At 71.9% G+C, this 23919-nt stretch carries 26 protein-coding genes and 2 pseudogenes; 13 read left to right on the top strand and 15 right to left on the bottom strand.

What is annotated here, in order from left to right:
• The 6 genes and pseudogenes from A3Q37_RS34180 to A3Q37_RS34200 all read right to left on the bottom strand — a co-directional run.
• Nucleotides 1-522 (bottom strand): electron transfer flavoprotein subunit alpha/FixB family protein (locus A3Q37_RS34180; protein WP_369691483.1); only part of this gene is annotated, 522 nt, incomplete at its 3' end.
• 70 nt (nt 523-592) lie between these two features.
• Nucleotides 593-1021 (bottom strand): annotated as a pseudogene (locus tag A3Q37_RS34185) (electron transfer flavoprotein subunit beta); the annotation flags it as partial.
• 1 nt (nt 1022) lies between these two features.
• Nucleotides 1023-1628: pseudogene (locus A3Q37_RS34190) on the bottom strand (electron transfer flavoprotein subunit beta/FixA family protein); the annotation flags it as partial.
• A gap of 196 nt (nt 1629-1824) precedes the next feature.
• On the bottom strand, nt 1825-2334 hold the full coding sequence (locus A3Q37_RS34195; protein WP_065490940.1) for a flavin reductase family protein: 510 nt from the start codon (nt 2332-2334) through the stop codon (nt 1825-1827).
• 43 nt (nt 2335-2377) lie between these two features.
• Nucleotides 2378-2458, bottom strand: coding sequence for a putative leader peptide (locus tag A3Q37_RS38400; RefSeq protein WP_351449023.1), 81 nt, complete (start codon nt 2456-2458; stop codon nt 2378-2380).
• Nucleotides 2459-2530: 72 nt separating this feature from the next.
• Entirely contained in the window at nt 2531-2857 is a 327-nt protein-coding gene (locus tag A3Q37_RS34200) for a thioredoxin family protein (protein WP_065490942.1), read from the bottom strand.
• Nucleotides 2858-3087: 230 nt separating this feature from the next.
• Between A3Q37_RS34200 and A3Q37_RS34205 the strand changes: the two genes are divergently transcribed.
• Nucleotides 3088-3810 (top strand): 1-acyl-sn-glycerol-3-phosphate acyltransferase, encoded by a 723-nt coding sequence (locus tag A3Q37_RS34205; RefSeq protein WP_065490944.1) that lies wholly within the window; start codon nt 3088-3090, stop codon nt 3808-3810.
• Between the two features lie 60 nt (nt 3811-3870).
• On the opposite strand, the gene A3Q37_RS34210 is transcribed toward A3Q37_RS34205, so the two are convergent.
• The 4 genes from A3Q37_RS34210 to A3Q37_RS34225 form a co-directional block, all read right to left on the bottom strand.
• Nucleotides 3871-4470 (bottom strand): transglutaminase family protein, encoded by a 600-nt coding sequence (locus A3Q37_RS34210; protein ID WP_065490946.1) that lies wholly within the window; start codon nt 4468-4470, stop codon nt 3871-3873.
• An 83-nt stretch (nt 4471-4553) separates the two neighbouring features.
• On the bottom strand, nt 4554-5615 hold the full coding sequence (locus A3Q37_RS34215) for a low specificity L-threonine aldolase (RefSeq protein ID WP_176711574.1): 1062 nt from the start codon (nt 5613-5615) through the stop codon (nt 4554-4556).
• Entirely contained in the window at nt 5612-6379 is a 768-nt protein-coding gene (locus A3Q37_RS34220) for an SDR family NAD(P)-dependent oxidoreductase (protein ID WP_065490947.1), read from the bottom strand. The genes A3Q37_RS34215 and A3Q37_RS34220 overlap by 4 nt, the downstream gene beginning before the upstream one ends.
• Nucleotides 6380-6405: 26 nt before the next feature.
• Complete coding sequence (locus A3Q37_RS34225; RefSeq protein ID WP_065490949.1) at nt 6406-7803, bottom strand: DUF6421 family protein; 1398 nt, start codon at nt 7801-7803, stop codon at nt 6406-6408.
• A 327-nt stretch (nt 7804-8130) separates the two neighbouring features.
• Between A3Q37_RS34225 and A3Q37_RS34230 the strand changes: the two genes are divergently transcribed.
• Entirely contained in the window at nt 8131-8781 is a 651-nt protein-coding gene (locus A3Q37_RS34230) for a glycerophosphodiester phosphodiesterase family protein (protein WP_065490951.1), read from the top strand.
• Between the two features lie 33 nt (nt 8782-8814).
• On the opposite strand, the gene A3Q37_RS34235 is transcribed toward A3Q37_RS34230, so the two are convergent.
• Nucleotides 8815-9360 (bottom strand): GNAT family N-acetyltransferase, encoded by a 546-nt coding sequence (locus A3Q37_RS34235; protein WP_065490953.1) that lies wholly within the window; start codon nt 9358-9360, stop codon nt 8815-8817.
• A 254-nt stretch (nt 9361-9614) separates the two neighbouring features.
• On the opposite strand from A3Q37_RS34235, the gene A3Q37_RS34240 reads away from it, so the two are divergent.
• From A3Q37_RS34240 to A3Q37_RS37440, 5 genes are all read left to right on the top strand, one after another.
• Entirely contained in the window at nt 9615-10223 is a 609-nt protein-coding gene (locus A3Q37_RS34240) for a DUF5134 domain-containing protein (protein ID WP_065490955.1), read from the top strand.
• Nucleotides 10224-10321: 98 nt separating this feature from the next.
• Entirely contained in the window at nt 10322-11257 is a 936-nt protein-coding gene (locus tag A3Q37_RS34245; RefSeq protein ID WP_065490957.1) for a M56 family metallopeptidase, read from the top strand.
• A 37-nt stretch (nt 11258-11294) separates the two neighbouring features.
• Entirely contained in the window at nt 11295-11993 is a 699-nt protein-coding gene (locus A3Q37_RS34250) for a phosphatase PAP2 family protein (RefSeq protein ID WP_065490959.1), read from the top strand.
• Nucleotides 11987-12682 carry an HAD family hydrolase gene (locus A3Q37_RS34255; protein ID WP_065490961.1) on the top strand — a complete coding sequence of 232 codons (696 nt, stop codon included), beginning with the start codon at nt 11987-11989 and terminating at the stop codon, nt 12680-12682. The genes A3Q37_RS34250 and A3Q37_RS34255 overlap by 7 nt, the downstream gene beginning before the upstream one ends.
• Before the next feature lie 142 nt (nt 12683-12824).
• Complete coding sequence (locus tag A3Q37_RS37440) at nt 12825-13001, top strand: hypothetical protein (protein WP_176711573.1); 177 nt, start codon at nt 12825-12827, stop codon at nt 12999-13001.
• A gap of 326 nt (nt 13002-13327) precedes the next feature.
• On the opposite strand, the gene A3Q37_RS34260 is transcribed toward A3Q37_RS37440, so the two are convergent.
• On the bottom strand, nt 13328-14821 hold the full coding sequence (locus tag A3Q37_RS34260; RefSeq protein WP_065490963.1) for an LVIVD repeat-containing protein: 1494 nt from the start codon (nt 14819-14821) through the stop codon (nt 13328-13330).
• A 158-nt stretch (nt 14822-14979) separates the two neighbouring features.
• On the opposite strand from A3Q37_RS34260, the gene A3Q37_RS34265 reads away from it, so the two are divergent.
• Complete coding sequence (locus A3Q37_RS34265) at nt 14980-15666, top strand: DUF305 domain-containing protein (protein ID WP_079138113.1); 687 nt, start codon at nt 14980-14982, stop codon at nt 15664-15666.
• A 164-nt stretch (nt 15667-15830) separates the two neighbouring features.
• A complete protein-coding gene (locus tag A3Q37_RS34270) occupies nt 15831-17237 on the top strand; it encodes an FAD-dependent oxidoreductase (protein ID WP_065490967.1) in 1407 nt (468 codons plus the stop codon).
• A 13-nt stretch (nt 17238-17250) separates the two neighbouring features.
• Here the strand turns inward: A3Q37_RS34270 and A3Q37_RS34275 are convergent, their stop codons facing one another.
• The 3 genes from A3Q37_RS34275 to A3Q37_RS34285 form a co-directional block, all read right to left on the bottom strand.
• Complete coding sequence (locus A3Q37_RS34275) at nt 17251-18129, bottom strand: class I SAM-dependent methyltransferase (RefSeq protein ID WP_065490969.1); 879 nt, start codon at nt 18127-18129, stop codon at nt 17251-17253.
• A 78-nt stretch (nt 18130-18207) separates the two neighbouring features.
• Nucleotides 18208-18678 (bottom strand): hypothetical protein, encoded by a 471-nt coding sequence (locus tag A3Q37_RS34280; protein ID WP_065490971.1) that lies wholly within the window; start codon nt 18676-18678, stop codon nt 18208-18210.
• Nucleotides 18679-18824: 146 nt separating this feature from the next.
• Complete coding sequence (locus A3Q37_RS34285; RefSeq protein WP_065490972.1) at nt 18825-19541, bottom strand: cupin; 717 nt, start codon at nt 19539-19541, stop codon at nt 18825-18827.
• A gap of 256 nt (nt 19542-19797) precedes the next feature.
• On the opposite strand from A3Q37_RS34285, the gene A3Q37_RS34290 reads away from it, so the two are divergent.
• The 4 genes from A3Q37_RS34290 to A3Q37_RS34305 all read left to right on the top strand — a co-directional run bounded on the left by A3Q37_RS34290 (nt 19798) and on the right by A3Q37_RS34305 (nt 23818).
• Nucleotides 19798-20883, top strand: a complete 1086-nt coding sequence (locus tag A3Q37_RS34290; RefSeq protein WP_065490974.1) for a glycosyl hydrolase — start codon at nt 19798-19800, stop codon at nt 20881-20883.
• A 67-nt stretch (nt 20884-20950) separates the two neighbouring features.
• Nucleotides 20951-21628: a uracil-DNA glycosylase gene (locus A3Q37_RS34295; protein ID WP_065490976.1), complete on the top strand. Its 678-nt coding sequence runs from the start codon at nt 20951-20953 to the stop codon at nt 21626-21628.
• Nucleotides 21625-22752 (top strand): N-acetylglucosamine kinase, encoded by a 1128-nt coding sequence (locus tag A3Q37_RS34300; protein WP_065490978.1) that lies wholly within the window; start codon nt 21625-21627, stop codon nt 22750-22752. The genes A3Q37_RS34295 and A3Q37_RS34300 overlap by 4 nt, the downstream gene beginning before the upstream one ends.
• Before the next feature lie 154 nt (nt 22753-22906).
• Nucleotides 22907-23818: a sirohydrochlorin chelatase gene (locus A3Q37_RS34305; protein WP_079138114.1), complete on the top strand. Its 912-nt coding sequence runs from the start codon at nt 22907-22909 to the stop codon at nt 23816-23818.
• Nucleotides 23819-23919: the final 101 nt, after the last annotated feature.

Genomic DNA, 23919 nt, shown 5'->3' on the forward strand with positions numbered 1-23919 from the left:
GAACGACACCGGCAGGGCCTCCACCGCACCCGCGGCAGCAGCCGGCTCGACCGGAGCCGAGTTCGGCTTCACCGTGATCACCGGAACACCCTGAGACACCCGGGACTTCGTCGTGTACGAAGCGGCGAACACCGCCTGCGTCGCCACCGGACCCTCATCCCCGGCCTCCAGGTCGGTGGCGTCGGTGATGATGCCCGACTTGATCCGCAACGCCAGACGCGCCGCGATCTCCTTGCCCTCCGCCGAGGACACCACCAGCACCGCCACCGGGGAAACCGCGTCGAACGCCGCCTTCAGCGCATCGACCTTCGGCACCACCAGATAGTCCGCGAACTCCGGGGCATCCGAGGCCAGCACCTTCACCGCACCGTGCTCACCCAGCACCGAAGCGGTCGCCTCGGCACCCGCGCCCAGTGCCACCGCGACCGGGTCACCGAGCCGACGCGCCAGCGTCAACAGCTCCAGGGTCGGCTTACGGACCGCACCATCCACATGATCGACCAGAACCAGAACTTCAGCCATGACAACGCACTCCAGACGAGACGAGAGAAGAGAGGAAAGGGGGAAACACACCCCCGTGGAACGGTGGGGCCTAGATGAACTTCTGGCCCGCGAGGAACTCGGCGAGCTGCTTGCCGCCCTCACCCTCGTCCTTCACGATCGTGCCCGCGGTGCGCGCCGGACGCTCGGTCGCCGAATCGACCGCCGTCCAGGCACCCGCCAGACCCACCTCGTCCGCCTCCAGCTCCAGGTCCTCCAGATCCAGGGACTCAACCGGCTTCTTCTTCGCCGCCATGATCCCCTTGAAGGAGGGGTAGCGCGCCTCACCGGACTGGTCGGTCACCGAGACCACCGCCGGCAGCGACGCCTCCAACTGCTCGGTCGCGGTGTCACCGTCACGCCGCCCGGTCACCACACCGTCGTTCACCGACACCTCGGACAGCAGCGTCACCTGCGGCACACCCAGCCGCTCCGCCAGCAACGCCGGCAGCACACCCATCACACCGTCCGTCGAGGCCATNAACCGGCTTCTTCTTCGCCGCCATGATCCCCTTGAAGGAGGGGTAGCGCGCCTCACCGGACTGGTCGGTCACCGAGACCACCGCCGGCAGCGACGCCTCCAACTGCTCGGTCGCGGTGTCACCGTCACGCCGCCCGGTCACCACACCGTCGTTCACCGACACCTCGGACAGCAGCGTCACCTGCGGCACACCCAGCCGCTCCGCCAGCAACGCCGGCAGCACACCCATCACACCGTCCGTCGAGGCCATCCCGCAGATCACCAGGTCATAGCCGGTCTTCTCGACCGCCTTCGCCAGCACCAGCGACGTACCCATCACATCCGTACCGTGCAGATCGTCGTCCTCGACGTGAACCGCCTTGTCCGCACCCATCGACAACGCCTTGCGCAACGCGTCCTTGGCATCCTCCGGACCCACCGTCACCACGGTGATCTCCGCATCATCCGCCTCGTCCGCGATCTGCAACGCCTGCTCGACCGCGTACTCGTCCAGCTCCGACAACAGACCGTCGACATCCTCACGGTCCAGCGTCAGGTCATCGGCGAAACGCCGGTCACCGGTCGCGTCGGGCACGTACTTCACACAGACAACGATCCTCAAGCTCACGCCGGCTCTCCTACTGCATCGTCATTTCCGGGCTGCCTTGTTGCACGCAGCATAGGCGCCTTGTCGGGCCGGATCCGGTCGGGACGACCGAGGCTCCGAGGCCGATATTACTCGCCAGTACACCCAGACTGTTACCCCTGAGCAAGCGCACCGCACTGTGACCTTGCCAACGCGGCAGAGCCGTGCGTGCGTGACCTCAGTCTCGCAGAGCCGTGAACCGTCCCTGGTGATAGACCAGCGGGCGGCCGGCCCCTGAGGGTGAGCCTGCCACGGCCTCGGCGATGACGATGCGGTGGTCCCCGGCCGGGACACGGGACACGACCCGGCAGACCAGCCAGGCGGACACGTCGGCCAGCAGCGGAACGCCTTCGGGGCCGCTGCTCCAGTCGGTCGACGGGCCGAATCGGTCGGCTCCGCTGCGGGCGAAGGTCGCGGCCAGTTCCTGCTGGTGCTCGCCGAGTATGTGGACGCCGACATACGCGGCCCGGGACAGCACGGGCCAGCTGGAGGACGACGTACCGACGCCGAAGGAGATCAGCGGGGGCTCGGCGGCGACGGAGGTCAGCGAGGTGGCGGTGAAGCCGACCGGGCGCTCCCCCGCGGCGGTGATCACGGCGACGCCCGCGGCGTGGCGGCGGAAGACGGAGCGGAAGAGTTCGGGCGTGGCGGCCGTCGGGGCGGGGGCGAGGTCGGGCGTTGCCGTCATGGGCGTGTCCTTCTGCGGGAGTGGCGTACGGGTCCGTGGGTGCTCAGACACCCGGACAGCGCGCACTCGCGTAGCGTGCGAGGTCCACATGGACCCGGCCGTGAAGAAGGAGTTCTGGCGGCATAACGTCAGACTGACGATGCGTGGTGCGTGCAGTCAAGCGGGTTCCGGAATGTGGGAGATGCGTCACGGTCCGTCATATGGCGTGCCCCAGCGCCGCGACGACGTCGACCGTGCGGGGCCGGCCGGTCGCCCGGCGGACCTCCTCGCCCTCGGCGTCGAGCACCAGGACGGTCGGCGTCTTCGTGATGCCCAGCTCCCGCACCAGCGTGAGACGATCCTCGGCGTCGATCTCGATGTGGGCGACGCCGTCGACCATCCCGGCCACCTCGATGAGTGTGCGGCGGGTGGCCCGGCACGGCTGGCAGAAGGCGCTGGAGAACTGGACGAGGGTTGCGCGTTCCCCCAGTTCCGCGCCGAGTCGGTCTGCGTCGAGTCGCTGTCCGCGGGTCCGGCGGTCCACCTGGTGCCTCCTGATCAGAGCTCTTCGTAAGGGGTCAGCACCGGCCGCCGCCACGGCATTCCCGCAGCTTGCGGGTCATGCGCACGTGACGAGAATCTCGCGCTCCGCGTCCGCCGGGACTGGCCACCGGCTCGCGCATGGGGCACCATCGCCACAATGCCGAAAACCTACGGCTGCGTAACTTCCGCCGGGAGAACCCTCCCCAGGCACTGAAGAAGGGTCTTCCCCAGATGGCAGAACTCGTCTATCGACCGGTCATCGGCGCCGCTCGCACCATGTTCAAGGCGCTCGACCTGAAGATCGACACTCAGGGTTCGGAGCACATCCCGAAGACCGGTGGTGCGGTGCTGGTCAGCAATCACATCAGCTATCTCGACTTCATCTTCACCGGGCTCGGCGCCCTTCCGCAGAAGCGGCTCGTCCGGTTCATGGCGAAGGAGTCGGTCTTCCGGCACAAGATCTCCGGTCCGCTGATGCGGGGAATGAAGCACATCCCGGTCGACCGCAACCAGGGCGAGGACGCCTACGCGCACGCGCTGCGGTCGTTGCGTTCCGGTGAGATCGTCGGCGTGTTCCCCGAGGCCACCATCTCGCAGTCCTTCACGCTGAAGAGCTTCAAGTCGGGTGCCGCGCGCCTGGCTCAGGAGGCCGGGGTTCCGCTGATCCCGATGGCGCTGTGGGGCACGCAGCGGATCTGGACGAAGGGGCGGCCGCGCAACTTCAAGCGCAGCCACATCCCGATCACCATCCGGGTCGGCGAGGCCGTGGAGGCGCCCGCCGACCAGTACGCGGGCGCCATCACCCGGCGGCTGCGGGAGCGGGTCCAGGAGCTGCTGGAGACGGCGCAGCGGGCCTACCCGGTGCGGCCGAAGGACGCGAGCGACACCTGGTGGGTACCGGCCCATCTCGGCGGTACGGCTCCGACGCCCGCCGAGGTGCGCGAGCGCGGCTGACCGGCCCCCTCCGCCTTTTTCCCTCCTCCTGAGCCCCCGGTGCGCACGTACGCCGGGGGCTCACAGGTGCGTGGGGAGGGTCCGCCAGAGCTCCGTGCGGTCCCGGGCGCTCTTCAGCGCGTGGAGGACGTCCGGCGGCGGCGCGGCGTACACGGTCGGATAGTCCACCTCCCCGAGCCGCTCGCGTACCGTCCACGCCAGCCGCTCCTCCTCCAGCGAGAACTGGGCGTCGATGCCCGGTTTGTTGCCCCGGGGGTCCACCCGTGCCCAGCGGTCGGGTCCGGGCAGGCGGAGCGCGACCAGGCCGTGGACGACGGGGTTCGTGCCGTCGTCGTCGGCGAGGCGCTGGTAGCAGAGGCCGGCCGGGATGCCGTGGGCCCGGAGCAGGGCGGTCAGCGCGATGGACTTGGCGTAACAGATGCCGGTGCGGGTGGTGAGCACGTCGGAGGCGCGCCAGGTGACGCGTGGATCGCCGGAGTCCGCGGAGTGCGGGACGGTGTCGCGTACGTACGTGAAGGCGGTACGGGCGTATGTGTATGCGTCGTCGGAATCGCGCGCCAGGTCGGCCGCCACCTCCCGCACCCGGGGGTGTTCATGGTCGATGGCTTCGTCTGCGGCCAGATAGGCGGCGATGTCCGGGGACTGCTGGATCAGCTGCATGGTCCCGGAGCGTACGAAGCGGCCGACCGGAGATCAATCGATTTCCGGCCGGTCGCATAATCATGCAATGCGCGAGGGTGGCGCTAGCGTGCCATCTCTTCCTTGATCGCCTGGAGGAAGGCGTCGACGTCGTCCTCGCGGGTGTCGAACGCGCACATCCAGCGGACGTCGCCGGCCGCCTCGTCCCAGAAGTAGAAGCGGAAGCGCTCCTGGAGCCGCTCGGTGACCGCGTGCGGCAGCCGGGCGAACACGGCGTTGGCCTGGACCGGGTAGAGGATCTCCACCCCGTCGATGGCCCGGACGCCCTCGGCGAGGCGCTGGGCCATGGCGTTGGCGTGCCGGGCGTTGCGCAGCCACAGGTCCTTGGCGAGCAGCGCCTCCAGCTGGACGGAGACGAAGCGCATCTTGGAGGCGAGCTGCATGGAGAGCTTGCGCAGGTGCTTCATCGCCCGGACCGCGTCCGGGTTCAGCACGACGACGGCCTCGCCGAACAGCGCGCCGTTCTTCGTGCCGCCGAAGGACAGCACATCGACGCCGACCGTGTTGGTGAACGTCCGCATCGGCACGTCCAGGGAGGCGGCCGCGTTGGCTATCCGGGCCCCGTCGAGGTGCACCTTCATGCCGCGCTCGTGGGCGTGGTCGCAGATGGCACGGATCTCGTCGGGGGTGTAGACGGTGCCCAGCTCGGTGTTCTGGGTGATCGAGACGACCTGCGGCATGGCCCGGTGCTCGTCGTCCCAGCCGTACGCCTGCCGGTCGATGAGCTCGGGGGTGAGCTTGCCGTCCGGGGTGGGCACGGTGAGGAGCTTGAGGCCGCCCATGCGTTCGGGCGCGCCGCCCTCGTCCACGTTGATGTGCGCGGACTCGGCGCAGATGACCGCTCCCCAGCGGTCGGTGAGCGCCTGGAGGGCGACCACGTTGGCTCCGGTGCCGTTGAAGACCGGGAAGGCCTCGGCGGTGGGGCCGAAGTGGCTGTGCATGACGCGCTGGAGGTGGCCGGTGTAGTCGTCCTCGCCGTAGGCGACCTGGTGGCCGCCGTTGGCCAGCGCAATGGCCGCGAGGACCTCCGGGTGCGCTCCGGCGTAGTTGTCACTGGCGAAGCCGCGTACCTGCGGATCGTGGTGACGTCGCGCGTCGGTCCTCACGGTTGCGGGGTCAGCCACAGGCGCTTTCCGTTCACTTCGGGGGCGGGCTCGTCCCAGACACCGGCGATGGCCTCGGCCAGCTCCGTGACGTCGGTGAAGCCCGCGAACTTCGCATTCGGGCGCTCGGCGCGCATCGCGTCATTCACCAGTGCCTTGACCACCAGGATGGCAGCAGCGGTACGCGGCCCGTCCTCGCCCCCCGCTTTACGGAAGGCGTCGCCGAGCGCGAGGGTCCACGCCTCGGCCGCGGCCTTGGCGGCGGAGTAGGCGGCGTTGCCCGCGGTGGGCTTGCTGGCTCCGGCGGCGCTGATCAGCAGGTAGCGGCCCTTGTCGCTGCGCTCCAGGGCTTCCTGGAAGGCCAGCGAGGTCGACTGGACGGTGCGGATCAGCAGCTTCTCCAGCGCGTCCCAGTCGGAGAGCACGGTCTCCTGGAAGGTCGGGCTGCCGCGCCAGCCGCCGACGAGGTGGACCAGGCCGTCGATGCGGCCGAACTCCGCCTCGGTGCGCTTGGCCCAGTCGCGGGTGGCGTCGAGGTCGAGCAGATCGACGGTCTCGCCCGTGACGGTCGCGCCCCCGTGGGCGTACCGGGCGGCGTCCACCGCCTCGGCGAGGCGTTCGGGGTTGGCGTCGCAGCCGACGACGGTGGCGCCGGCCTCGGCGAGTCGCAGCAGCGTCGCGCGGCCCGCGGGTCCCGCCGCTCCGGCGACCGCGACCACGGCTCCTTCGAGCGCACCCGTCCCCTCGCCCGTGCCGTTTCCGTTCATGGCCACCGCCTCCTCGGGAGAATGGTTCACGCGGCTGCCCGCTCGTCGTTCGCCGCGGTGATTCCCTTGGCAGAGGCAATCACGTGCTTCAGCTTCTTGGCGAGCGCCTCATAGAACATGCTCAGGGGAAACTCGTCCGGAAGCACGTCGTCGACGAGCTTGCGAGGAGGAAGTGTGAGGTCGAGGGCGTCGGGGCCCTTGGCCCAGCGCGATCCCGGGTGCGGGGCGAGGTAGGTGGAGACGAGGTCGTACGCGGCGAACCAGTGGACCAGCTTGGGGCGGTCGATGCCGTCGCGGTAGAGCTGCTCGATCTCGCCGCAGAGCTGGTTGGTGACCTCCGGGGCACGGTCCCAGTCGATCTTCAGGGTGTTGTCGGTCCAGCGGACGACGTCGTGCTTGTGGAGGTAGGCGAAGAGCAGCTGGCCGCCGAGGCCGTCGTAGTTGCGGACGCGCTCACCGGAGACGGGGAAGCGGAACATCCGGTCGAAGAGCACCGCGTACTGCACGTCGCGGCCGTGGGCGTTGCCCTCGGCCTCCAGCTTCACGGCCTCCTTGAAGGCGGTGAGGTCGCAGCGCAGCTCCTCCAGGCCGTACATCCAGAACGGCTGGCGCTGCTTGATCATGAACGGGTCGAACGGCAGGTCGCCGTGGCTGTGGGTGCGGTCGTGGACCATGTCCCACAGGACGAACGCCTGCTCGCAGCGCTGCTGGTCGCCGATCATGTCGCGGATGTCGTCGGGCAGCTCCAGGCCGAGCAGGTCGACGGAGGCCTCGGTGACACGGCGGAAGCGGGCGGCCTCGCGGTCGCAGAAGATGCCGCCCCAGCTGAAGCGCTCGGGGGCCTCGCGCACGGCGATGGTCTCCGGGAAGAGCACCGCGGAGTGGGTGTCGTAGCCGGAGGTGAAGTCCTCGAAGGTGATGCCGCAGAAGAGCGGGTTGTCGTAGCGGGTGGCCTCCAGCTGGGCGAGCCACTCGGGCCAGACCATCTTGAGGACGACCGCTTCGAGGTTGCGGTCGGGGTTGCCGTTCTGCGTGTACATCGCGAAGACGACGAGGTGCTGGAGGCCGTCGGCCCGCATCCGCGCGGGCTGGAAGGCGAGCAGCGAGTCCAGGAAGTCGGGGACGCGGAAGCCGTCGGCGGCCCAGCGGCGCAGGTCGGTGACGAGGGCGCGGTGGTAGGCGGCGTCGTGCGGGAGCAGCGGGGACAGTTCCTCGACCGCACCGATCACCCGGTCGAGGACGCGCTCGACGTCGGCCGGGGACGGGGCGCCGTCGGCCTCGAAGTCGATGGATCCGTCCTTGGACTGCCAGGGGCGGATCTCCTCGACGGCATCCCTGAGCACGGGCCAGGCCGGGTGCTCGACGACCCGCGGGGCCGTAGTTATCGCGCCGTCAGTGGCGTCGTGCACAAGAATTTCCGTCATAACACTTCCTCCACGGGAGAACCTCGCGTGACATCACCGTAGCCGTGCAGGGTTCACCCCGGCAAGGGGAGACCTGAAAATTATCCTGCGTACCCCCTATGGTCACCGCTGTTTTTCCTGCGGGATGCCGGGTAGGGGCGCAGTTCCCGCAGCGCCGCTCGGATCCGGGCGGCCGGGCGCGCACGGCGTGGGACATCGCGCGCCCGGGCCGTTACCCTCCCCAGTGCCGTATTGCCGTACCTCAGCGCGGGCAGGAGCAGTCGACGGGAAGCCGCCGACGGAAACGAGGTCGCCTTGTCATTTCTCACCCTGGGTCATCGCGGAGTGATGGGCGTCGAGCCCGAGAACACCCTGCGCTCCTTCGTCCGCGCCGAGGCATCCGGGATGGACGCCATCGAGCTGGATCTCCATCTCAGCAAGGACGGCGCGCTCGCCGTGATGCACGACGCGGACGTGGACCGCACGACGGACGGCACCGGGCCGATCGCGGCCAGGACCCTGGCGGAGCTGCGCGAGCTCGACGCCGGCCAGGGCGAGCGGATCCCCGTCTTCGAAGAGGTGCTGGAGGCCGTCTCCTCCCCGCTCCAGGCGGAGATCAAGGATGTGGCGGCGGCCCGCGCGCTGGCGGACGTGCTGCTGGAGCGGGATCTCGTCGGCCGGGTCGAGGTGTCCTCGTTCCACGACGAGGCCGTCACCGAGATCGCCCGGCTGGTGCCCGGCGTCCGGACGGTCCTCATCGCCAGCCGCTGGGGCGCGGACGTGGTGGACCGGGCGAAGGCGGCGGGCGCGGCGACGCTCGCGCTGAACATCCGCCGCCTCACCCTGGAGGTGGTGGAGCGGGCGCACTCCGAGGGCGTGAAGGTGATCGGCTGGGTGGTCAACACCCAGGACCAGCTGCGCCTGGCCCGGGCACTGAACCTGGACGGCGTGACGACCGACTTCCCCGAGATCCGCCGCACCGGGCGCTTCACCGCGTAAGGGCGCGCCCGGCCCGGTCGTTCCGGTGGGCCGTCAGATGTTCTTGACGAGCAGTTCGAAGGCCAGGTCGTCGCGCTGCGGGACGCCGAAGCGCTCGTCGCCGTACGGGAACGGGGTGAGCGCTCCCGTACGGCGGTAGCCCCGGCGCTCGTACCAGGCGATCAGGTCATCGCGCAGCGAGATCACCGTCATGTGCATCTCACCGACGCCCCAGCTCTCCTTCGCCACGCGCTCCGCCTCGGCGATGATCAGCTTGCCGAGTCCGCCGCCCTGGAGTCCGGGGCGTACCGCGAACATGCCGAAGTAGGCCGCGTCGCCCCGGTGTTCGAGCTGGCAGCAGGCGACGAGTTCGCCGCCGCGCTCGACCGCGAGGAGCCTGCTCGCCGGGGCGTCGATGACATCGCGCACGCCCTGTTCGTCGGTCCGCTGCCCCTGGAGGATGTCGGCCTCGGTGGTCCAGCCGGTGCGGCTGGAGTCACCGCGGTAGGCGGACTCGATCAGGGCCACCAGCGCCGGGACGTCGGCCTCGGCCGCGTCACGGAAGGTCAGCCGGGCCGAGCCGGGCGTGGCGGTGTCCATGGTGGGGCTCTCCGTTTCTCTGCTGCCGTACACGCGCGTCCAACGGCGTACGTACTACGTACGTACGCGTCTGCCGCCGTGCGTACGGTCGCTGTCGCGCATCCGGTCGAGCGTAACGCGACCCGGAGCGCCCCCGACGGGCCCCGGCGCGCTCCCTTCACTCCCCTGTGCGCCGGGTTCGGCGGCGTCGGCGTGGGCAGCGATGGGGCGACCCGCAACAGTGCCGTACGTCCGACCGGGGGGGGAGGCACGCCGTGCACGGAGGGGCTGCGACCGGCTGGCTGCTGATGGTGTTGTGCGCGGTGAGCGGCGCCTACTGCCTTCTGCGGACCCGCGCCGGGACGCCCCGGGAACGGCGCACCGCGCGCTCGGAGGCGCTCATGGGCTTCGGGATGGCGGCGATGGCCGTTCCGGCGGCGGTGCTGTCGCCTCCGGGCTGGGCCTGGGCGGTGTACGCGGTGCTGTTCGGCGCGGCCGCGCTGCGGGCGCTGCGGCCCGCCCTGAGCGGCGGCCACCATCTGCACCATCTCGTCGGCTCGCTGGCCATGGTCTACATGGCCGTGGCGATGGCCCCTGCGGTGACGGGGAGCGGCGGGGGCGGCCATGCCGGGCACGGGGCGGCGGCGGGAGCCGGGGGCATACCCGCGCTGACCGGGGTCCTGCTCGTCTACTACGCGTTCTACGTGCTGGGCTCGGCCGGCCGGCTGCTGCCCGGAGCCGCCGCGACCACAGCCGGCGACACGGGTGCCGACGGCCGGGGGCCGGGCGGTTTCGGGGGCGGGACGGACGGCCGGCCCGAGCTCACGACGGCCTGCCGGCTGACGATGGGCATCGGCATGTTCGCCATGCTTCTCACCCTGTGAGACGGGAAGTGGGACAGAACCCCCGGCAAACAGTGGCCTGCGTCACTTGCCGGTCGGGGCCATACCTCCGGTCGGCCCGCCCCTCCTAAGCTGAAGCCATGCTGGTCTCCCTCGCGCTGCTGCTGCTCGGTGCACTGACCGCCCTGGTGACCCCGCGCGTGATGGCGCGGGCCCGGTGGCCGGAGCGCGAGCCGGTCGTGGCCCTGTGGGTCTGGCAGTGCGTGGTGGCCGCGGTCCTCCTGTCGTTCGCCCTGTCCATGACGTTGAGCGCGGCCGCCGCCTGGCAGGCGGTGCGCGGCCATGTCTTCGCCCCCGCCCCGCACGCCGTCGTCGAGGCGTACGCCCTGGCTGCGTACGGGCCGTGGTCGGCGGTCATCGCGGTGCTGCTGGCGCTGGGCGGGGTGTGGACCGGGGCGATGCTCCTGCGGGAGATCGGGCGGGCACGGCGTCGCCGCAGGCAGCGCCGGGCGGAACTGCTGGTGCGCGCCCCGCTGATGCCGGGTGAGGAGCCCGGGGCGGACCGTCTCGTGGTGCTGGAGGGCGAACGCCCCGACGCCTGGTGGCTGCCCGGATCAGCGCCTCAACTCGTCATCACCACCGCAGCGTTGGGACGCCTGAAGGGGCGCCAGCTCGATGCCGTGCTCGCCCATGAGCAGGGGCACGCCCAGGCCCGGCACGACTGGCTGCTGCACTGTTCGTCGGCGCTGGCGATCGGCTTCCCGCAGATCCCGGTGTTCGCCGCGTTCCGCGACGAGATGCACCGGCTGGTCGAATTGGCCGCCGACGATGTGGCGTCGCGCCGTTTCGGCAGGCTGACGACCGCGCTCGCCCTGGTCGGACTCAACGAGGACCGCGGGGTGTTCGGCCCCTGCCCGACCCCGCAGGCCGAAGTGCCCCTCCGGGTCAACCGGTTGCTCGCCCCGGTCGAACGGCTGACGGCGGGCCGCAGGCTCCGGCTGACGGCCGCCGCCGCGCTGGTGCCGGTCGTCCCGGTGGTCGTGGCCTTCGTCCCGGGACTCCGCGCGCTCGGGTAGTTGGCCTTCGGGCGGTGCCCTCCGCGAGGATCCCCCCATGTCTTCCCCCCACTTCCGCTTCCGCGCGCCGGACCGTTCCCCCCGCACCGCGCCCGCCCTGTGGACCGGAGCCGTCGCCGGCGCGGCGGCCCTGGTGCTGCTCGCGCTGGTGGCGGCGCGCTGGTCGCCGCTGATGTCCCTGGACCGGGCGGTCGCCGACGCGCTGCACCGGCACGCGGTGGCCGACCCCGGTCTGGTCCGGGTGAGCCGGACGCTGACGGACTGGGTGTGGGATCCCTGGGTCATGCGCGCCCTGATCGTGGTGGCCGCGGTCGTCCTGTGGTGGCGAGGGGCGCGCCGGCTCGCGCTGTGGGTGGCCGTGACGAGTCTGTTCGCCTCCTTCCTCCAGCAGGGGCTGAAGACCGCGGTGGACCGGGAGCGTCCGCAGTGGCCCGACCCGGTGGACTCGGCCCAGTTCGCGGCCTTTCCCTCCGGGCACGTGATGACGGCCGTCGTGAGCTGCGGGCTGCTCCTGTGGCTGCTGCGGCTGTACGGCGCGGGCCCCGGGCTGTGGGGCGCGGCCCTGGCCGTGGCGGTCGTCTCGGCGGTCGGCGTCGCGGGGACTCGGGTATATCTGGGGGTGCACTGGCTGACCGATGTCGTGGGCGGTGCGCTGCTGGGGGTGGCCGTGGTGGCGCTGAGCGCCGCCGGGTACGCCCGGTACGCGGCGCCCCGGGAGGGATCGCACCGATGGTGACCAAGGGCGTGCTGTTCGACTTCTCCGGAACGCTGTTCAGGATCGAGCCGGTCCGGGACTGGCTCGCCGCCGTGCTGAGCGAGGAGGGCATCGACGTACCGCAGGAGGATTTCGAGCCGTACGTGACCGGGCTCACGGAGGCCGGTGCCCTGCCGGGCGGTCCGCCTCCGCTCCGGGTGCCGGAGGGGCTGGCCGACGCGATGGCGCGCCGGGACCTGACGCCCGCGCTGCACCGCGAGGCGTACACCGGTCTGGCCCGGACCGTCACGCTGCCCGATCCGGGGCTGTACGACGCGCTGTACGACCGCCATATGCGGCCGGAGGCCTGGCAGGCCTATCCGGACGTGGCGGAGGTCCTGGAGGGGCTGCGGAGGGCGGGGATCGCGGTCGGCGTGGTCAGCAACATCGGCTGGGACCTGCGTCCGGTCTTCCGCGCGCACGGGCTCGACGACCTGGTCGACGCCTATGTGCTGTCCTTCGAGCACGGGCTCCAGAAACCCGCCGCGGAGCTGTTCCGCATCGCCTGCGCGATGATCGGCCGGGATCCGTCGGATGTGGTCATGGTCGGTGACGACCGGATCGCGGACGGGGGTGCGGCCGCCCTGGGCTGCGAGGTCCGGTTCGTGGACCATCTGCCCGTGCCGGAGCGGCCCGACGCCCTGCGCTCCCTGGGGCTGGTCCCGGCCTGAGCCCACAGCGGGTGAGGGCCGATGCCCACAGCAGGCAGGAGACGGTACCGGCGGCGGGAAAAGGGAGATCGGGCCGGGGTGTGAGGCATATCCCGTCGCAGAAGGGGTAAAGGGAGCCGCCCGTGGTCGTAGCCTGGTGGGCATGTCCCCGATGTCGTCGTCCCTGTCCACCCGTTCCGCAGCCGAGGTCAACGCGGAGATCCGCGACCTGTGGCAGCGTTCGGGCGGGTCCCTGACGCCGCAGGACGAGGCGGAATACCAGCGGCTGCTGGTGGAGTGGGCCGCCGCTGCCGGCGGAAGCGTACGCACCCCCGTCTGAACCGCCACCGACCGTAGCGACGGACCGTAGCCGCGAGTCCGCGGGAGATCGCGCCCGATCCGGCGATCCCCCGCGTCGCCGGATCCGGGCACATCCTCCGGCGTATCCCGTGGGACACGGCCGTGGACCGCGCCGGGGACCGGAGTTGCGGAGTCCGCCGCGCGCAGGGATCCAGCATGTCCCCACCCGGCTCATCGGTCAATGAATTTCCGCTCCGCACGCACCGGGGCCGGCGCCTCGCGGGCGGGTGACCGCCCGGGAGACACCAGCCCCGGAATGCCGGACGAACCTGCTGCGCGTCGCGCTGACGGATCAGCCGACGGACATCAGCGGCCGAAGTAGTCCGGCTGCGTCTGCACGTTGAGCTCGTCCAGCTTGACCCGCTTCGCCGGGTCGGTACGCCGGTCGTTCAGCTCCAGTACGTCGAAGCCCTTGGCGATGTCGCTGGAGTAGATGTGACCGTTGTAGTAGTACGCCGACCAGGGGCCGGCCGTGGTGACCTGGTCGAGGGTGACCGGGCCGCGCTCGAAGAACGCGATCTCCTTGGGCTTCGCCGAGTTGGTGAAGTCCCAGACGGAGACGCCCCCCTGGTACCAGGCCTGGACCATCAGGTCGCGGCCCTTGACCGGGATGATCGAGCCGTTGTGGGCGACGCAGACCTCGGCGTCGGCCTGGTGACGGTCGATCTTGAAGTAGCTGCGGAAGACCAGCTTGCGCTGGTCGCCCTTGCCGACGATGTCGTAGATGCCGTCGGCGCCGCGCTTGGGGCCGATCTCCTCGTTGCAGGTGGCCGCGCCGCCGCCGCCGAGCTCGTCGGTGAAGACGACCTTGCTCGCACCCTGGTTGAAGGTCGCCGAGTGCCAGAACGCGAAGTTCACGTTGTCCTGGACCCGGTCGATGATCTTCGGGCGCTCCGGGTTCTTGATGGAGAACAGCAGACCGTCACCCATGCAGGCGCCGGCCGCCAGGTCCTTCGACGGCAGTACTGTGATGTCGTGGCAGCCCGTCGTCTTGGAGACGCCGGGGTTCTCGGGCGCTCCCGGGTTACCGCCGTCCGGGAAGAGCACGGAGAAGTCGATGAGCCGGGCCTTCTGGGGCGCCTTGAGCGGCACCTTGATGATGGAGATCCCGTCGTGCGGCGGCTGGCAGTCCGGGAACGTCTCGTTGGGCGCGTACGAGGAGACGTAGATGTACACGTTCTTCTTGCCGTCCGGCACCAGCGTGTGCGTGTGGGAACCGCAGGCGGTCTCCACGGCGGCGATGTACCTGGGCTGCCGCTTGTTGCTGATGTCGAAGATCTTCATGCCCTCCCAGGAGGACTTCTCCGTGGCGGGCTGCGAGGTGCTGGAGCAGGAGTCGTCGCTGCGCGAGGAGTCCGTCGAGAGGAAGAGCAGGTTCCCGGAGACCGAGATGTCGTTCTGCGAGCCGGGGCAGAGAACCTGGGAGACCGTCTTCGGCTTCTTCGGCTTGCTGATGTCGTAGATGACGAAGCCGTCGTAGTTGCCGACGAACGCGTACTTCCCCTGGAACGCGAGGTCCGTGTTGAGGCCCTGGAGGGCGCCCTTCGGCACGTTCGTCAGGTGCTTGATGTTGGGGCTGTGGACGATCTCGTCCACGCCGGGTATGTCACCGCCGGTTATCGCGGCCCTGGCCTCGGCCTGGTCGCTCTTGGAGACGGAACCGCGTTCGGCCGGGGCGTCGCCCGGGTCGGGGGTCGCGGCCGCTGTGGTGGCCGTGAGCAGCGTGGCGAGGAGTCCGGCCGCGGCTGCCACCGCGCCCAGACGTCTGCGCCGCACGCGGGTGGTGTGCAACGAGGTCACTGCGTCCTCCCTTGTATCCGTTCGGGGTCGAACGGTTGTGGAACCCCCGGCAGTATCGTCGCTCTCATGTACACATCAATAGATGGCAACACAGACGTAATGAAAGTTTTTGATCTTCGGCCGGTGGAAGCGTGTTAGGACGGTCTGCAACAAACCCCGTGGCACAGGAGGTCATCGTGTTGATCCATCGCCGGACCGCAGCTCTGCGCTCAACCGCTCTCGCGGCGGCGGCGGTTGCCGCCGTGCTCGTCCTGGGAGCCTGTGACGCGGACAGCGGTGACGGAAAGTCGGACAAGGCCAAGGACACCGGTCCCGGCGTGATCGCGCCCGGCAGACCGGGCGAGCCCGCCCGGACGCTCTCCGCCGACGAGGCCGCCGAGGAGACCGGCCGGGACACCGCCAACTCCGCGGACTTCCGCTATGCGCAGATGATGATCGAACACCACGGGCAGGCGCTCGTGATGACCGGACTCGCCCCGGAACGGGCCTCCGACAGCGCCGTCAAGCGGCTCGCGGAACGCATATCGGCGGGCCAGAAGCCGGAGATCGGCGCGATGGAAGGATGGCTCAAAAAGAACGGCGGCGACCGGCGCAAGCAGCACCATGACCACTCCGGGATGCCCGGTATGGCGACCGAGGCCCAGCTGAAGAAGTTGCGCGCCGCCGAGGGCAAGGCCTTCGACAAACTCTTCCTGGAGCTGATGATCACCCACCACCAGGGGGCGATCACCATGGCCACGGAGGCGCTCACCGAGGGGAACGACATCTTCGTCGAGGAGATGGCCGGCGATGTGGTCGCCCAGCAGACCGTGGAGATCAACCGGATGCGCGGAATGATGGACTGAGCCCGGGAACGGGCCACTAGGGCCTGCCTCCGCGACGAGCCCCACGGCCCGGCCGCGCGCCCCTGCGACGAGCCCCGGCCCGGTCACGCCGCTCCGTGCGCCAGGCGGTGCGGATCGGCCCGGCGGTGCCATCCTGGAGGGAACCTCCGGGAAAGAGGTGCGCCGTGCTCTCCGTCGCCGTCGTCGGTTCCGGTCCCAGCGGGGTCTACACCGCCCAGGCCCTCCTCCAGCAGTCGCTGGTGCCCGATGTGCGCGTGCACGTCCTGGACCGGCTGCCCACCCCGTACGGACTCGTGCGGTACGGGGTGGCCCCCGACCACGAGAAGATCAAGTCGCTTCAGAACAGTCTGCGGGCGGTGCTGGAGGACGAGCGCGTCACCTTCGTGGGCAACGTCGGCGTCGGCGGCGCGGACGGGGTCTCCCCCGCCCGGCTCGCGGAGCTGTACCACGCGGTCGTCTACTGCGTCGGGGCCTCGGCCGACCGAGCACTGGCGGTGCCGGGCGAGAGCCTGCCGGGCAGCTATTCGGCCACCCGCTTCGTCTCCTGGTACAGCGCCCACCCGGACATCGGCGCCGACCCGTTCGCCCGGGACGCCCTGGGCGCCCGTTCGGCCGTCGTGATCGGCGTGGGCAATGTGGCGGTCGACGTGGCCCGGATCCTGGCGCGCGGCGCCGGTGAACTGCGCCGCACGGACGTGCCCCGCGCCGCGCTGCGCGCACTGGAGGAGAGCCGGGTGCGCGATGTGCACATCGTGGGCCGCCGGGGCCCCTCCCAGGCCCGGTTCACCACGAAGGAGCTGCGGGAGCTGGGGGCGCTGCCCGGGGCGCGGGTCGCCGTCGACCCGACGGAGCTGGCGCTCGACCCGGCGTACGCCGCTCCGGACGGGCTGCCCGGTGCCCTGCCGCTGCCCGCCGTGGTGCGGCGGAACCTGGAGGTGCTGCGCGGCTGGTCGGCGGGGAGCGGGGCCGTGCCGGGCGGGGCGCCGGGCTCGGCCGATGCCGGACGCCGCATCCGGCTGCGGTTCTTCCTGCGGCCGGTGGAGCTGCTGGAGCGCGGCGGGCGGGTGGCGGGCGTGCGGTTCGCCCGGACGGCCCCGGACGGGTCGGGGGGCGTACGGGACACCGGTCGTTACGAGGACATCGAGGCGCAGCTCGTCCTGCGGGCGGTCGGCTATCGCGGGGTGGAGCTGCCGGGGCTGCCGTTCGACCCGGTGCGCGGGACGGTGCCGCACGCGGCGGGCCGGGTGCTGCGGGGCGGGGTGCCGTCGCCGGGTGAGTACGTGGCGGGGTGGATCAAGCGGGGGCCGACCGGGGTGATCGGCTCGAACCGGTCCTGCGCCAAGGAGACGGTGACCTCGCTGCTGGCGGACGCGGCCGCGCTGACGCGGCGTACGGCGGCGGACGATCCGCTGGCCGTGCTGCGGGAGTGGGGGCTGCGGCCGGTCGAGTGGGCCGGGTGGCTGTCGATCGAGCGGGCCGAGGCGGAGCTGGGGCGTTCGCTGGGGCGGGGCCCGGTGAAGATCCCCGACTGGGCGGGGCTGCTGTCGGCGGCCCGGGACGAGCACCCCTGAGCGGCCCGCGCGGTCACTCCCGGGTCGCCACGACCAGCCGGGCGCGGGGGCTGCCGTCGGGGCGGCGGCCCAGTGCGGTGAGCGGCATCAGCCGTACGACGAATCCGGCCTTCATCAGGTCCTCCAGCACGTCGCCGAGCCGGAACGTGCGGTAGTACATGACGAACGTCGGCCGCCACAGGGCGTTGCGCACCCGCATCGCCGCGTCGAAGCCGAGCAGTGACCAGTAGGCGCGGGATCCCACCGGGGGCGGTGCGCCGATCGGGAAGACGAACTGTCCGCCCGGGCGGAGCGATCCGTACACCTCGGCGAAGAGGCCGAAGCGTTCGGCGGGCAGGAAATGGCCGAACGCCCCGAAGCTCAGGGCGAGATCGAAGGCGGGCGCGAAGGGGAGGGAGCGGGCGTCGGCCCGTACCCAGTCGATTGCCGGGCCGTCTGTTGCCGGGCTCTCTGCTGCCGGTCCGCCTGCTGACGATCCGTCGCTTGCCTGCCTGTCTGCTGTCGACCTCGCCGCCGCCGGTGCCTCCGCCGCCGGTGCCTCCGCCGCCGGTGCCTCCGCCGCCGGCTTCTCCCCTGTCGACCCTTCTCGCCCGGGTGGGAAGGCGGCCCGGGCCTCGGCGAGCATGCCCGCGCTGAAGTCGACCCCGACCGCCCGCTCACGGCACACCTGCCGCAGGACGCCCATCCCCGCGCCGGTGCCGCAGCAGACGTCGAGCCCGGTGCCGAAGGGGCCGAGCCGGCGCACCTCGTCGGTGACGGCGTCGAGCACGCGGTCCGGGGTGCGGTAGGGCGTCCGGTCGAACTTCGGGGCGAGGAGGTCGTAGCCGCGCTCGATCGAGGAGAGCGCCTGGACGGCCAGTTCGCGCACGGTGGGGCCCTGTTCGGTAAACATCACGGGCCACCCTACCGACGCGACGGCGCCCCTGCGGCCAAGCGCTGTCGTGCCGCCCGGGACGGGAGGGCCCCGGCGTCAACGGCCTTCGGGAAGTCGCCGCTTGAGGGTGATGGCGGCATCGGCGGCGTAGGCCTGGGTCCAGCTGCGTCCTGCCCCGGACTTCCAGGTGACATGGACCGTGGAGCCGTCGGTCCGGGCGCTCTCCACGGTCATGGCCCGGTCGCCGTCGCGCACGTCACCGCGGCGCAGTTCGCCCGCCTCGACCGTGACGGGGCGCGCCGCCGGCGCGTTCTCGGCCTCCTCGGCCGCCCGGAGGAGCGCGGCGGCCAGCTCACGGGCCGCCTCGGGGGTGCAGGACCAGACGAGCTCGCCCGCCGGGGGTGTGAGGCGGATGGCGATACGGGGAGCGGGGGCGGGGTCGCGTTCGGTGGGGGTGGCCGGAGCGGGGGCGCCTGTCACGCCCATGACCGGCACGCGCTCGCCCGCGGTGACCGTGATCGGCACCGGGTGGCCGTCGGCGTCCGTGATCCCGGTCCCGCTGCTCATCGTCGTCTCCTCGGTGTCGCTGAGCCCGTCCGGCTCCGGCTCCGGCTGTTCCTGGCCGCCGGCCTGCCGTGACCAGCATGTCAGCTCCCGGGCGGCCGGTCGTACGGGCGGGCCCGCCGTCGGCCGGGCTGCTCGGCGGCGCCGGATCAGGTGCGGTAGATGTCCAGGCGGCCGCACATGCCGAACCTGCCGTACGCCGAGGGGTGTTCGGCGTGGACGCGGGCGTCGGCGAGGTGGCCGGCCTCGCCCCGGTCCAGGGCGTCGAGCTGATCGGCGGTCGCGGCGGCGGCCGTGGCGGCCCCGTTCTCCCAGCGGGTGCGCCACTCCCCTGTACGGGGGCGGACGAGCGCGGCGGCGGCCCGGTGGAACGCGGCCAGCGGCTCCGGGTCGCCGTCCTCCACCGCCTCGCGCAGGGCGAGGAACCCCTCCACGGCGAGGTCGCGCCGGGCCCGCGCCGCCGTCTCCTGCGCGGCCTCATCCGCGTCCACCGGCAGCGCCACCGCCGTGCGGTAGTCGTCCGGGCCCATGAGCCTGCGGGGCGGCAGGGTGAGCACGGCGTCGCCCGCCTCGGGCAGCCCGCTGTTCTGCATGAGCACGATGAGACGCAGCCCGCCCTCGTTGACCAGCCGGTGGATGGTGCCCGGGGTGAACCAGACCAGCGCCCCGGGCGTGAGCGGCGTCTCCCGGTACCCGGCGGTCGTCAGGGTCTGCACGGACCCGCTGCCGCCGACCACGACGTACCCCTCCGAGCAGGTCAGATGGAGATGCGGGGTGCCCCCGCGCAGCCCGTCGGCGGCGGGCCAGTCGTAGACGTTCAGGTGCGAGACGGCGACGGCGCCGGGCAGTCCTTCGAAGGTCACCACGGGGGGGCTCCTGAGTCTCGGCGGCACGGTCTCCCGACCGCATCGCAAGCGCTTTCTACGACGACTCTCGGACGCTAGGGCCGCCGCCGGACACCGGTCAAGGGAACCGCACACGCGGACCGCGCCAGGGCCGCACTCCGGGGCTGTGACGCAGGGCTGTGGCGCGGGCGGAGGGCGTGTGCGCGGGCCGCTGTCAGTGGCCGGGTGCAGACTGGCACTGTTCCGGCACAACGGCGTTTCCGGGAGGTCCAGGACCATGACCGATGTATTGCTCACGGCAGGCACCCGCAAGGGTCTTTTCATCGGCCGCAGACGCGGCGGGACCTGGGAGATCACGGGCCCGCACTTCAACGCGCAGGCGATCTACTCGGTGGCCGTGGACACCCGGGGGGACACCCCGAGAATCCTGGTCGGCGGGGACAGCGCGCACTGGGGGCCGTCCGTTTTCCACTCGGACGATCTGGGCGAGACCTGGGTCGAGCCGCGACAGCCCGCGGTGAAGTTCCCCAAGTCCACCGGGGCTTCGCTGGAGCGCGTCTGGCAGCTGCATCCGGCGGGCCCCGAGGCGCCGGACGTGGTCTACGCAGGCACGGAACCGGCCGCGCTGTTCCGTTCCGAGGACCGGGGCGAGTCGTTCGAGCTGGTCCGTCCGCTCTGGGAGCACCCGACCCGCTCGCGGTGGGAGCCGGGCGGCGGAGGTGAGGGGCTGCACACCGTCCTGACCGACTCCCGGGACGCCCGGGCCGTGACGGTCGCCGTGTCGACGGCGGGGGTGTTCCGGACGAAGGACGGCGGGGCGAGCTGGGAGCCGTCGAACAAGGGCGTCTCGGCGGTCTTCCTCCCGGATCCGGACCCGGAGTTCGGGCAGTGCGTCCACAAGGTCACCCGGGATGCGGCCGACCCGGACCGGCTCTATCTCCAGAACCACTGGGGCGTGTTCCGCAGCGACGACGCCGGTGACCACTGGAGCGACATCGGCGCGGGGCTGCCCTCCGACTTCGGGTTCGCCGCCGTCGCGCACCCGCACCGCGGCGACACGGCGTACGTCTTCCCGATCAACGCCGACGCCGACCGGGTCCCGGCGGACCACCGCTGCCGGGTGTTCCGTACGACGGACGCGGGGCGCACCTGGGAGCCGCTCTCCGAGGGCCTGCCTGCCGGGGCGCACTACGGCACGGTGCTGCGGGACGCACTCTGCACGGACGACGCGGACCCCGCCGGGGTCTATTTCGGCAACCGCAACGGCGAGTTGTACGCCAGCGCGGACGACGGGGACAGCTGGCAGCAGCTCGCCTCCCATCTGCCGGACGTCCTGTGCGTACGGGCGGTGGCGCTCGGCTGACGGGTGGCCGGCCGGAGCACCGACGGCAGTTGATCGGAGTGGTCGTATCAGCAGTAGAGTGCGGGCCGTGGCAGCACGACCGTTGAAAGAGATCATCGAGCCGGGGTGGGCCGAGGCCCTCGAACCCGTCGCCGAACGCATCGCCGCTATGGGCGACTTCCTCCGCGCGGAGATCGCCGCGGGACGCACATACCTGCCCTCCGGGGCTCATGTGCTGCGGGCGTTCCAGCAGCCGTTCGAGGAGGTGAGAGTGCTGGTCGTCGGCCAGGATCCGTATCCCACCCCGGGACACGCGATCGGGCTGAGCTTCGCGGTGGCCCCGGACGTCCGGCCGCTGCCGGGCAGCCTGGAGAACATCTTCCGGGAGCTGCACGGGGACCTGGGGCTGCCCAGGCCGTCCAACGGCGATCTCACTCCGTGGACCAGGCAGGGGGTGCTGCTGCTCAACAGGGCGCTCACCACCGCGCCGCGGCGGCCCGCCGCCCACCGGGGCAAGGGCTGGGAAGAGGTGACCGAGCAGGCCATCAAGGCGTTGGTGGCCCGGGGCACGCCGCTGGTGTCGGTCCTGTGGGGGCGTGACGCCCGCAATCTGCGCCCGCTGCTGGGTGACTACCCGGCGATCGAGTCCTCGCACCCCTCCCCCATGTCCGCGGACCGGGGTTTCTTCGGCTCGCGGCCGTTCAGCCGCGTCAACGAACTGCTGGAGCGCCAGGGGGCGCAGCCGGTGGACTGGCGGCTTCCGTGACGGACGCCGCGCCGGCCGGCGGTCCGGCCGGTCCCGGTGCGTATGTCCTCGGGGTCGACTCCGGGGGCTCCGGGCTGCGGGTGGCGCTCGGCCGGGCGGGAGAGCCGGAGCCCCTCGCGACGACGGTCTGCGCCGAGCCGGTGCGGACGGGTCCGGGCGGCATCGACGCCGGGCATCTGCTGGACCAGCTGCTGCCCGCCGCCCGGGAGTTGCTGGCCCGGGCGACGGCCGCCGCGTCGGCCGAGGCCCGAGGCAACAGCGCTGCGGCGCATGAGGTCGCGGCGGTGGCGGTCGGGGCCGCCGGGATGGCGACGCTGGGCGAGCAGCTGCGGGCGGAGCTGCCCGGCGCGCTCGCGGACGCCCTGGGGGTACGCCGGGTGGCGCTGGCCGCCGACGCGGTGACGGCCTACGCGGGCGCGGTGGGGCAGCGCCCCGGCGCGGTCGTCGCGGGCGGCACGGGCATGATCGCCCTCGGTACGGACCTGAAGGAGTGGCACAGGGCCGACGGGTGGGGTCATCTTCTGGGTGACAGTGGCGGCGGCGCGTGGATCGGCCGGGCCGGGCTGGACGCGGCCATGCGGGCCCACGACGGGCGGCGGGGCGGTTCGGTCGCACTGCTGGACCGGCTGCGGGCCGTGTTCGGTCCTGCGGAGGCGCTGCCGGGGCTGCTGTATCCGCGCTCCGACCGGCCGGCCGTGCTGGCCTCGTTCGCCCCGGAGGTGGCGGCGTGCGCCGGAGCGGATCCGGTCGCCGCCGGCATTCTGCGGCAGGCCGCGGGCCATGTCGCCGAGGCCGCGGCGGCCGTGTGCCCGTCGCCCGCCGGGCCGGGCGGCGAGGCCGACGGGGACGGTGAGACCGGCGAAGTGGCTCTGACCGGCGGCCTGTTCCGGATGGGCGAGCCGCTGATCGCTCCCCTGCGCGAGGAGTTGGCGCGGCTGCTGCCGGGGGTCCGGGTGACCGTCGCGACGGGCGATCCGCTGACGGGCGCACTCCGGATCGCGCGCGCCCTGGCGGCCGGGGATCTGCGTCTGCCGCGTCACCCGACGATGTTGTTCGTGCCTCTGGAGCAGGAGACCGGACAGCGCCGGGAGACGGCTGCGGGCGACGAGTCCCGGTCGGGCTGACGGAGGGAAGCGGACGGGAAATCCGGGTGAACTGCGAGCCGACAGACAGGGACACTCCGGCGGTACATCACTCATCGGACATAAGCGGATAGTTAACGCTCGACCTGCCCCTCCCCGAACAGAGGGGCAGGTAAAACCAGTAGCATGCGGCGCCATGAGCACCCCCACTGGGCCCGCTTCCGGCCTGCCTGTACGAATGCCGCGACCTCGCCAGTCCGGACGGCACCGCCGCCCGGAGCCCGTGGTCGCACCTGAGGGCGCTGCCGCGCTCGTTCTCGCCGTTCCCGGTACCCCTTCCTCGGCCACGCGCAGCCTGGCCGAGGAGGTCATCAGCATCGCCCGTTCCGAGCTGCCCGGCCTCAACGCCCGGATCGGTTACCTCGACGGCGACGATGCCGAGTACCCGACCCTTTCCACCGTTCTCGCCCACAACGCCGCCGAGCGCGTCGCGCGCTTCGAGCAGGCCGTGGCGGCCGGCCGTGAGGTCGCCGAGCCCACCGGTCCGTCCGCCGTCGTGGTCCCGCTGCTCGCGGGTCCGGACAGCGCGCTGATCCGGCGGATACGGCAGGCCCTGATGGACAGCGGTACGCAGGCCGAGCTGACCGATGTGCTCGGCCCGCACCCGCTGCTCGCCGAGGCCCTGCACGTACGGCTGTCGGAGGCCGGTCTCGCGCGCGCCGACCGGGCCAGGCTGTTCACCGTCGCCACGGCCGCCGACGGCATCGTGCTGGCCACCGTGGGCGGCGAGGAGGCCGTGCAGGCCGCCGGGATCACCGGCATGCTGCTGGCCGCCCGGCTCGCCGTACCGGTGATGGCCGCCGCGCTGTCGATCGCGGAGCAGTTGCAGGGCTCCGGCTCCGCACAGCTGGCGCTGGCGCCGTACCTGGTGGGCCCGGAGGTCGACCCGGGTCTGCTGGACGCCGCCGCGAAGGAGGCGGGCTGCGCGACGGCCGAGCCGCTGGGCGCCTACCCGGCGATCGGCAAGCTCGTGCTGTCCCTGTACGCCACGACGCTGGGCATCACGCCGGCGACTCCGCAGGGCACCCAGGGAGCTCAGGCTCACTGACCGGACGCCGTCGCCGTCGGGCGGCGGCGACGGCGTCGCCGTCGGGCGGCGGCGCGGGAAGCCGGACAGCGCGGCGGGCCCGGGCCGGAGGAAAATCCTCC

The sequence above is a fragment of the Streptomyces sp. PTY087I2 genome (assembly GCF_001687325.1).
GTDB lineage: Bacteria > Actinomycetota > Actinomycetes > Streptomycetales > Streptomycetaceae > Streptomyces.

Coding starts and splice junctions, on each gene's coding strand:
- A3Q37_RS34290 (WP_065490974.1), top strand. CDS start 19,798: ATGACCGATGTATTGCTCACGGCAGGCACCCGCAAGGGTCTTTTCATC.
- A3Q37_RS38400 (WP_351449023.1), bottom strand. CDS start 2,458: ATGCCGCCAGAACTCCTTCTTCACGGCCGGGTCCATGTGGACCTCGCA.
- A3Q37_RS34250 (WP_065490959.1), top strand. CDS start 11,295: ATGTCTTCCCCCCACTTCCGCTTCCGCGCGCCGGACCGTTCCCCCCGC.
- A3Q37_RS34280 (WP_065490971.1), bottom strand. CDS start 18,678: ATGAGCAGCGGGACCGGGATCACGGACGCCGACGGCCACCCGGTGCCG.
- A3Q37_RS34255 (WP_065490961.1), top strand. CDS start 11,987: ATGGTGACCAAGGGCGTGCTGTTCGACTTCTCCGGAACGCTGTTCAGG.
- A3Q37_RS34275 (WP_065490969.1), bottom strand. CDS start 18,129: ATGTTTACCGAACAGGGCCCCACCGTGCGCGAACTGGCCGTCCAGGCG.
- A3Q37_RS34230 (WP_065490951.1), top strand. CDS start 8,131: ATGGGCGTCGAGCCCGAGAACACCCTGCGCTCCTTCGTCCGCGCCGAG.
- A3Q37_RS34195 (WP_065490940.1), bottom strand. CDS start 2,334: ATGACGGCAACGCCCGACCTCGCCCCCGCCCCGACGGCCGCCACGCCC.
- A3Q37_RS34210 (WP_065490946.1), bottom strand. CDS start 4,470: ATGCAGCTGATCCAGCAGTCCCCGGACATCGCCGCCTATCTGGCCGCA.
- A3Q37_RS37440 (WP_176711573.1), top strand. CDS start 12,825: ATGTCCCCGATGTCGTCGTCCCTGTCCACCCGTTCCGCAGCCGAGGTC.
- A3Q37_RS34225 (WP_065490949.1), bottom strand. CDS start 7,803: ATGACGGAAATTCTTGTGCACGACGCCACTGACGGCGCGATAACTACG.
- A3Q37_RS34305 (WP_079138114.1), top strand. CDS start 22,907: ATGAGCACCCCCACTGGGCCCGCTTCCGGCCTGCCTGTACGAATGCCG.
- A3Q37_RS34205 (WP_065490944.1), top strand. CDS start 3,088: ATGGCAGAACTCGTCTATCGACCGGTCATCGGCGCCGCTCGCACCATG.
- A3Q37_RS34235 (WP_065490953.1), bottom strand. CDS start 9,360: ATGGACACCGCCACGCCCGGCTCGGCCCGGCTGACCTTCCGTGACGCG.
- A3Q37_RS34245 (WP_065490957.1), top strand. CDS start 10,322: ATGCTGGTCTCCCTCGCGCTGCTGCTGCTCGGTGCACTGACCGCCCTG.
- A3Q37_RS34220 (WP_065490947.1), bottom strand. CDS start 6,379: ATGAACGGAAACGGCACGGGCGAGGGGACGGGTGCGCTCGAAGGAGCC.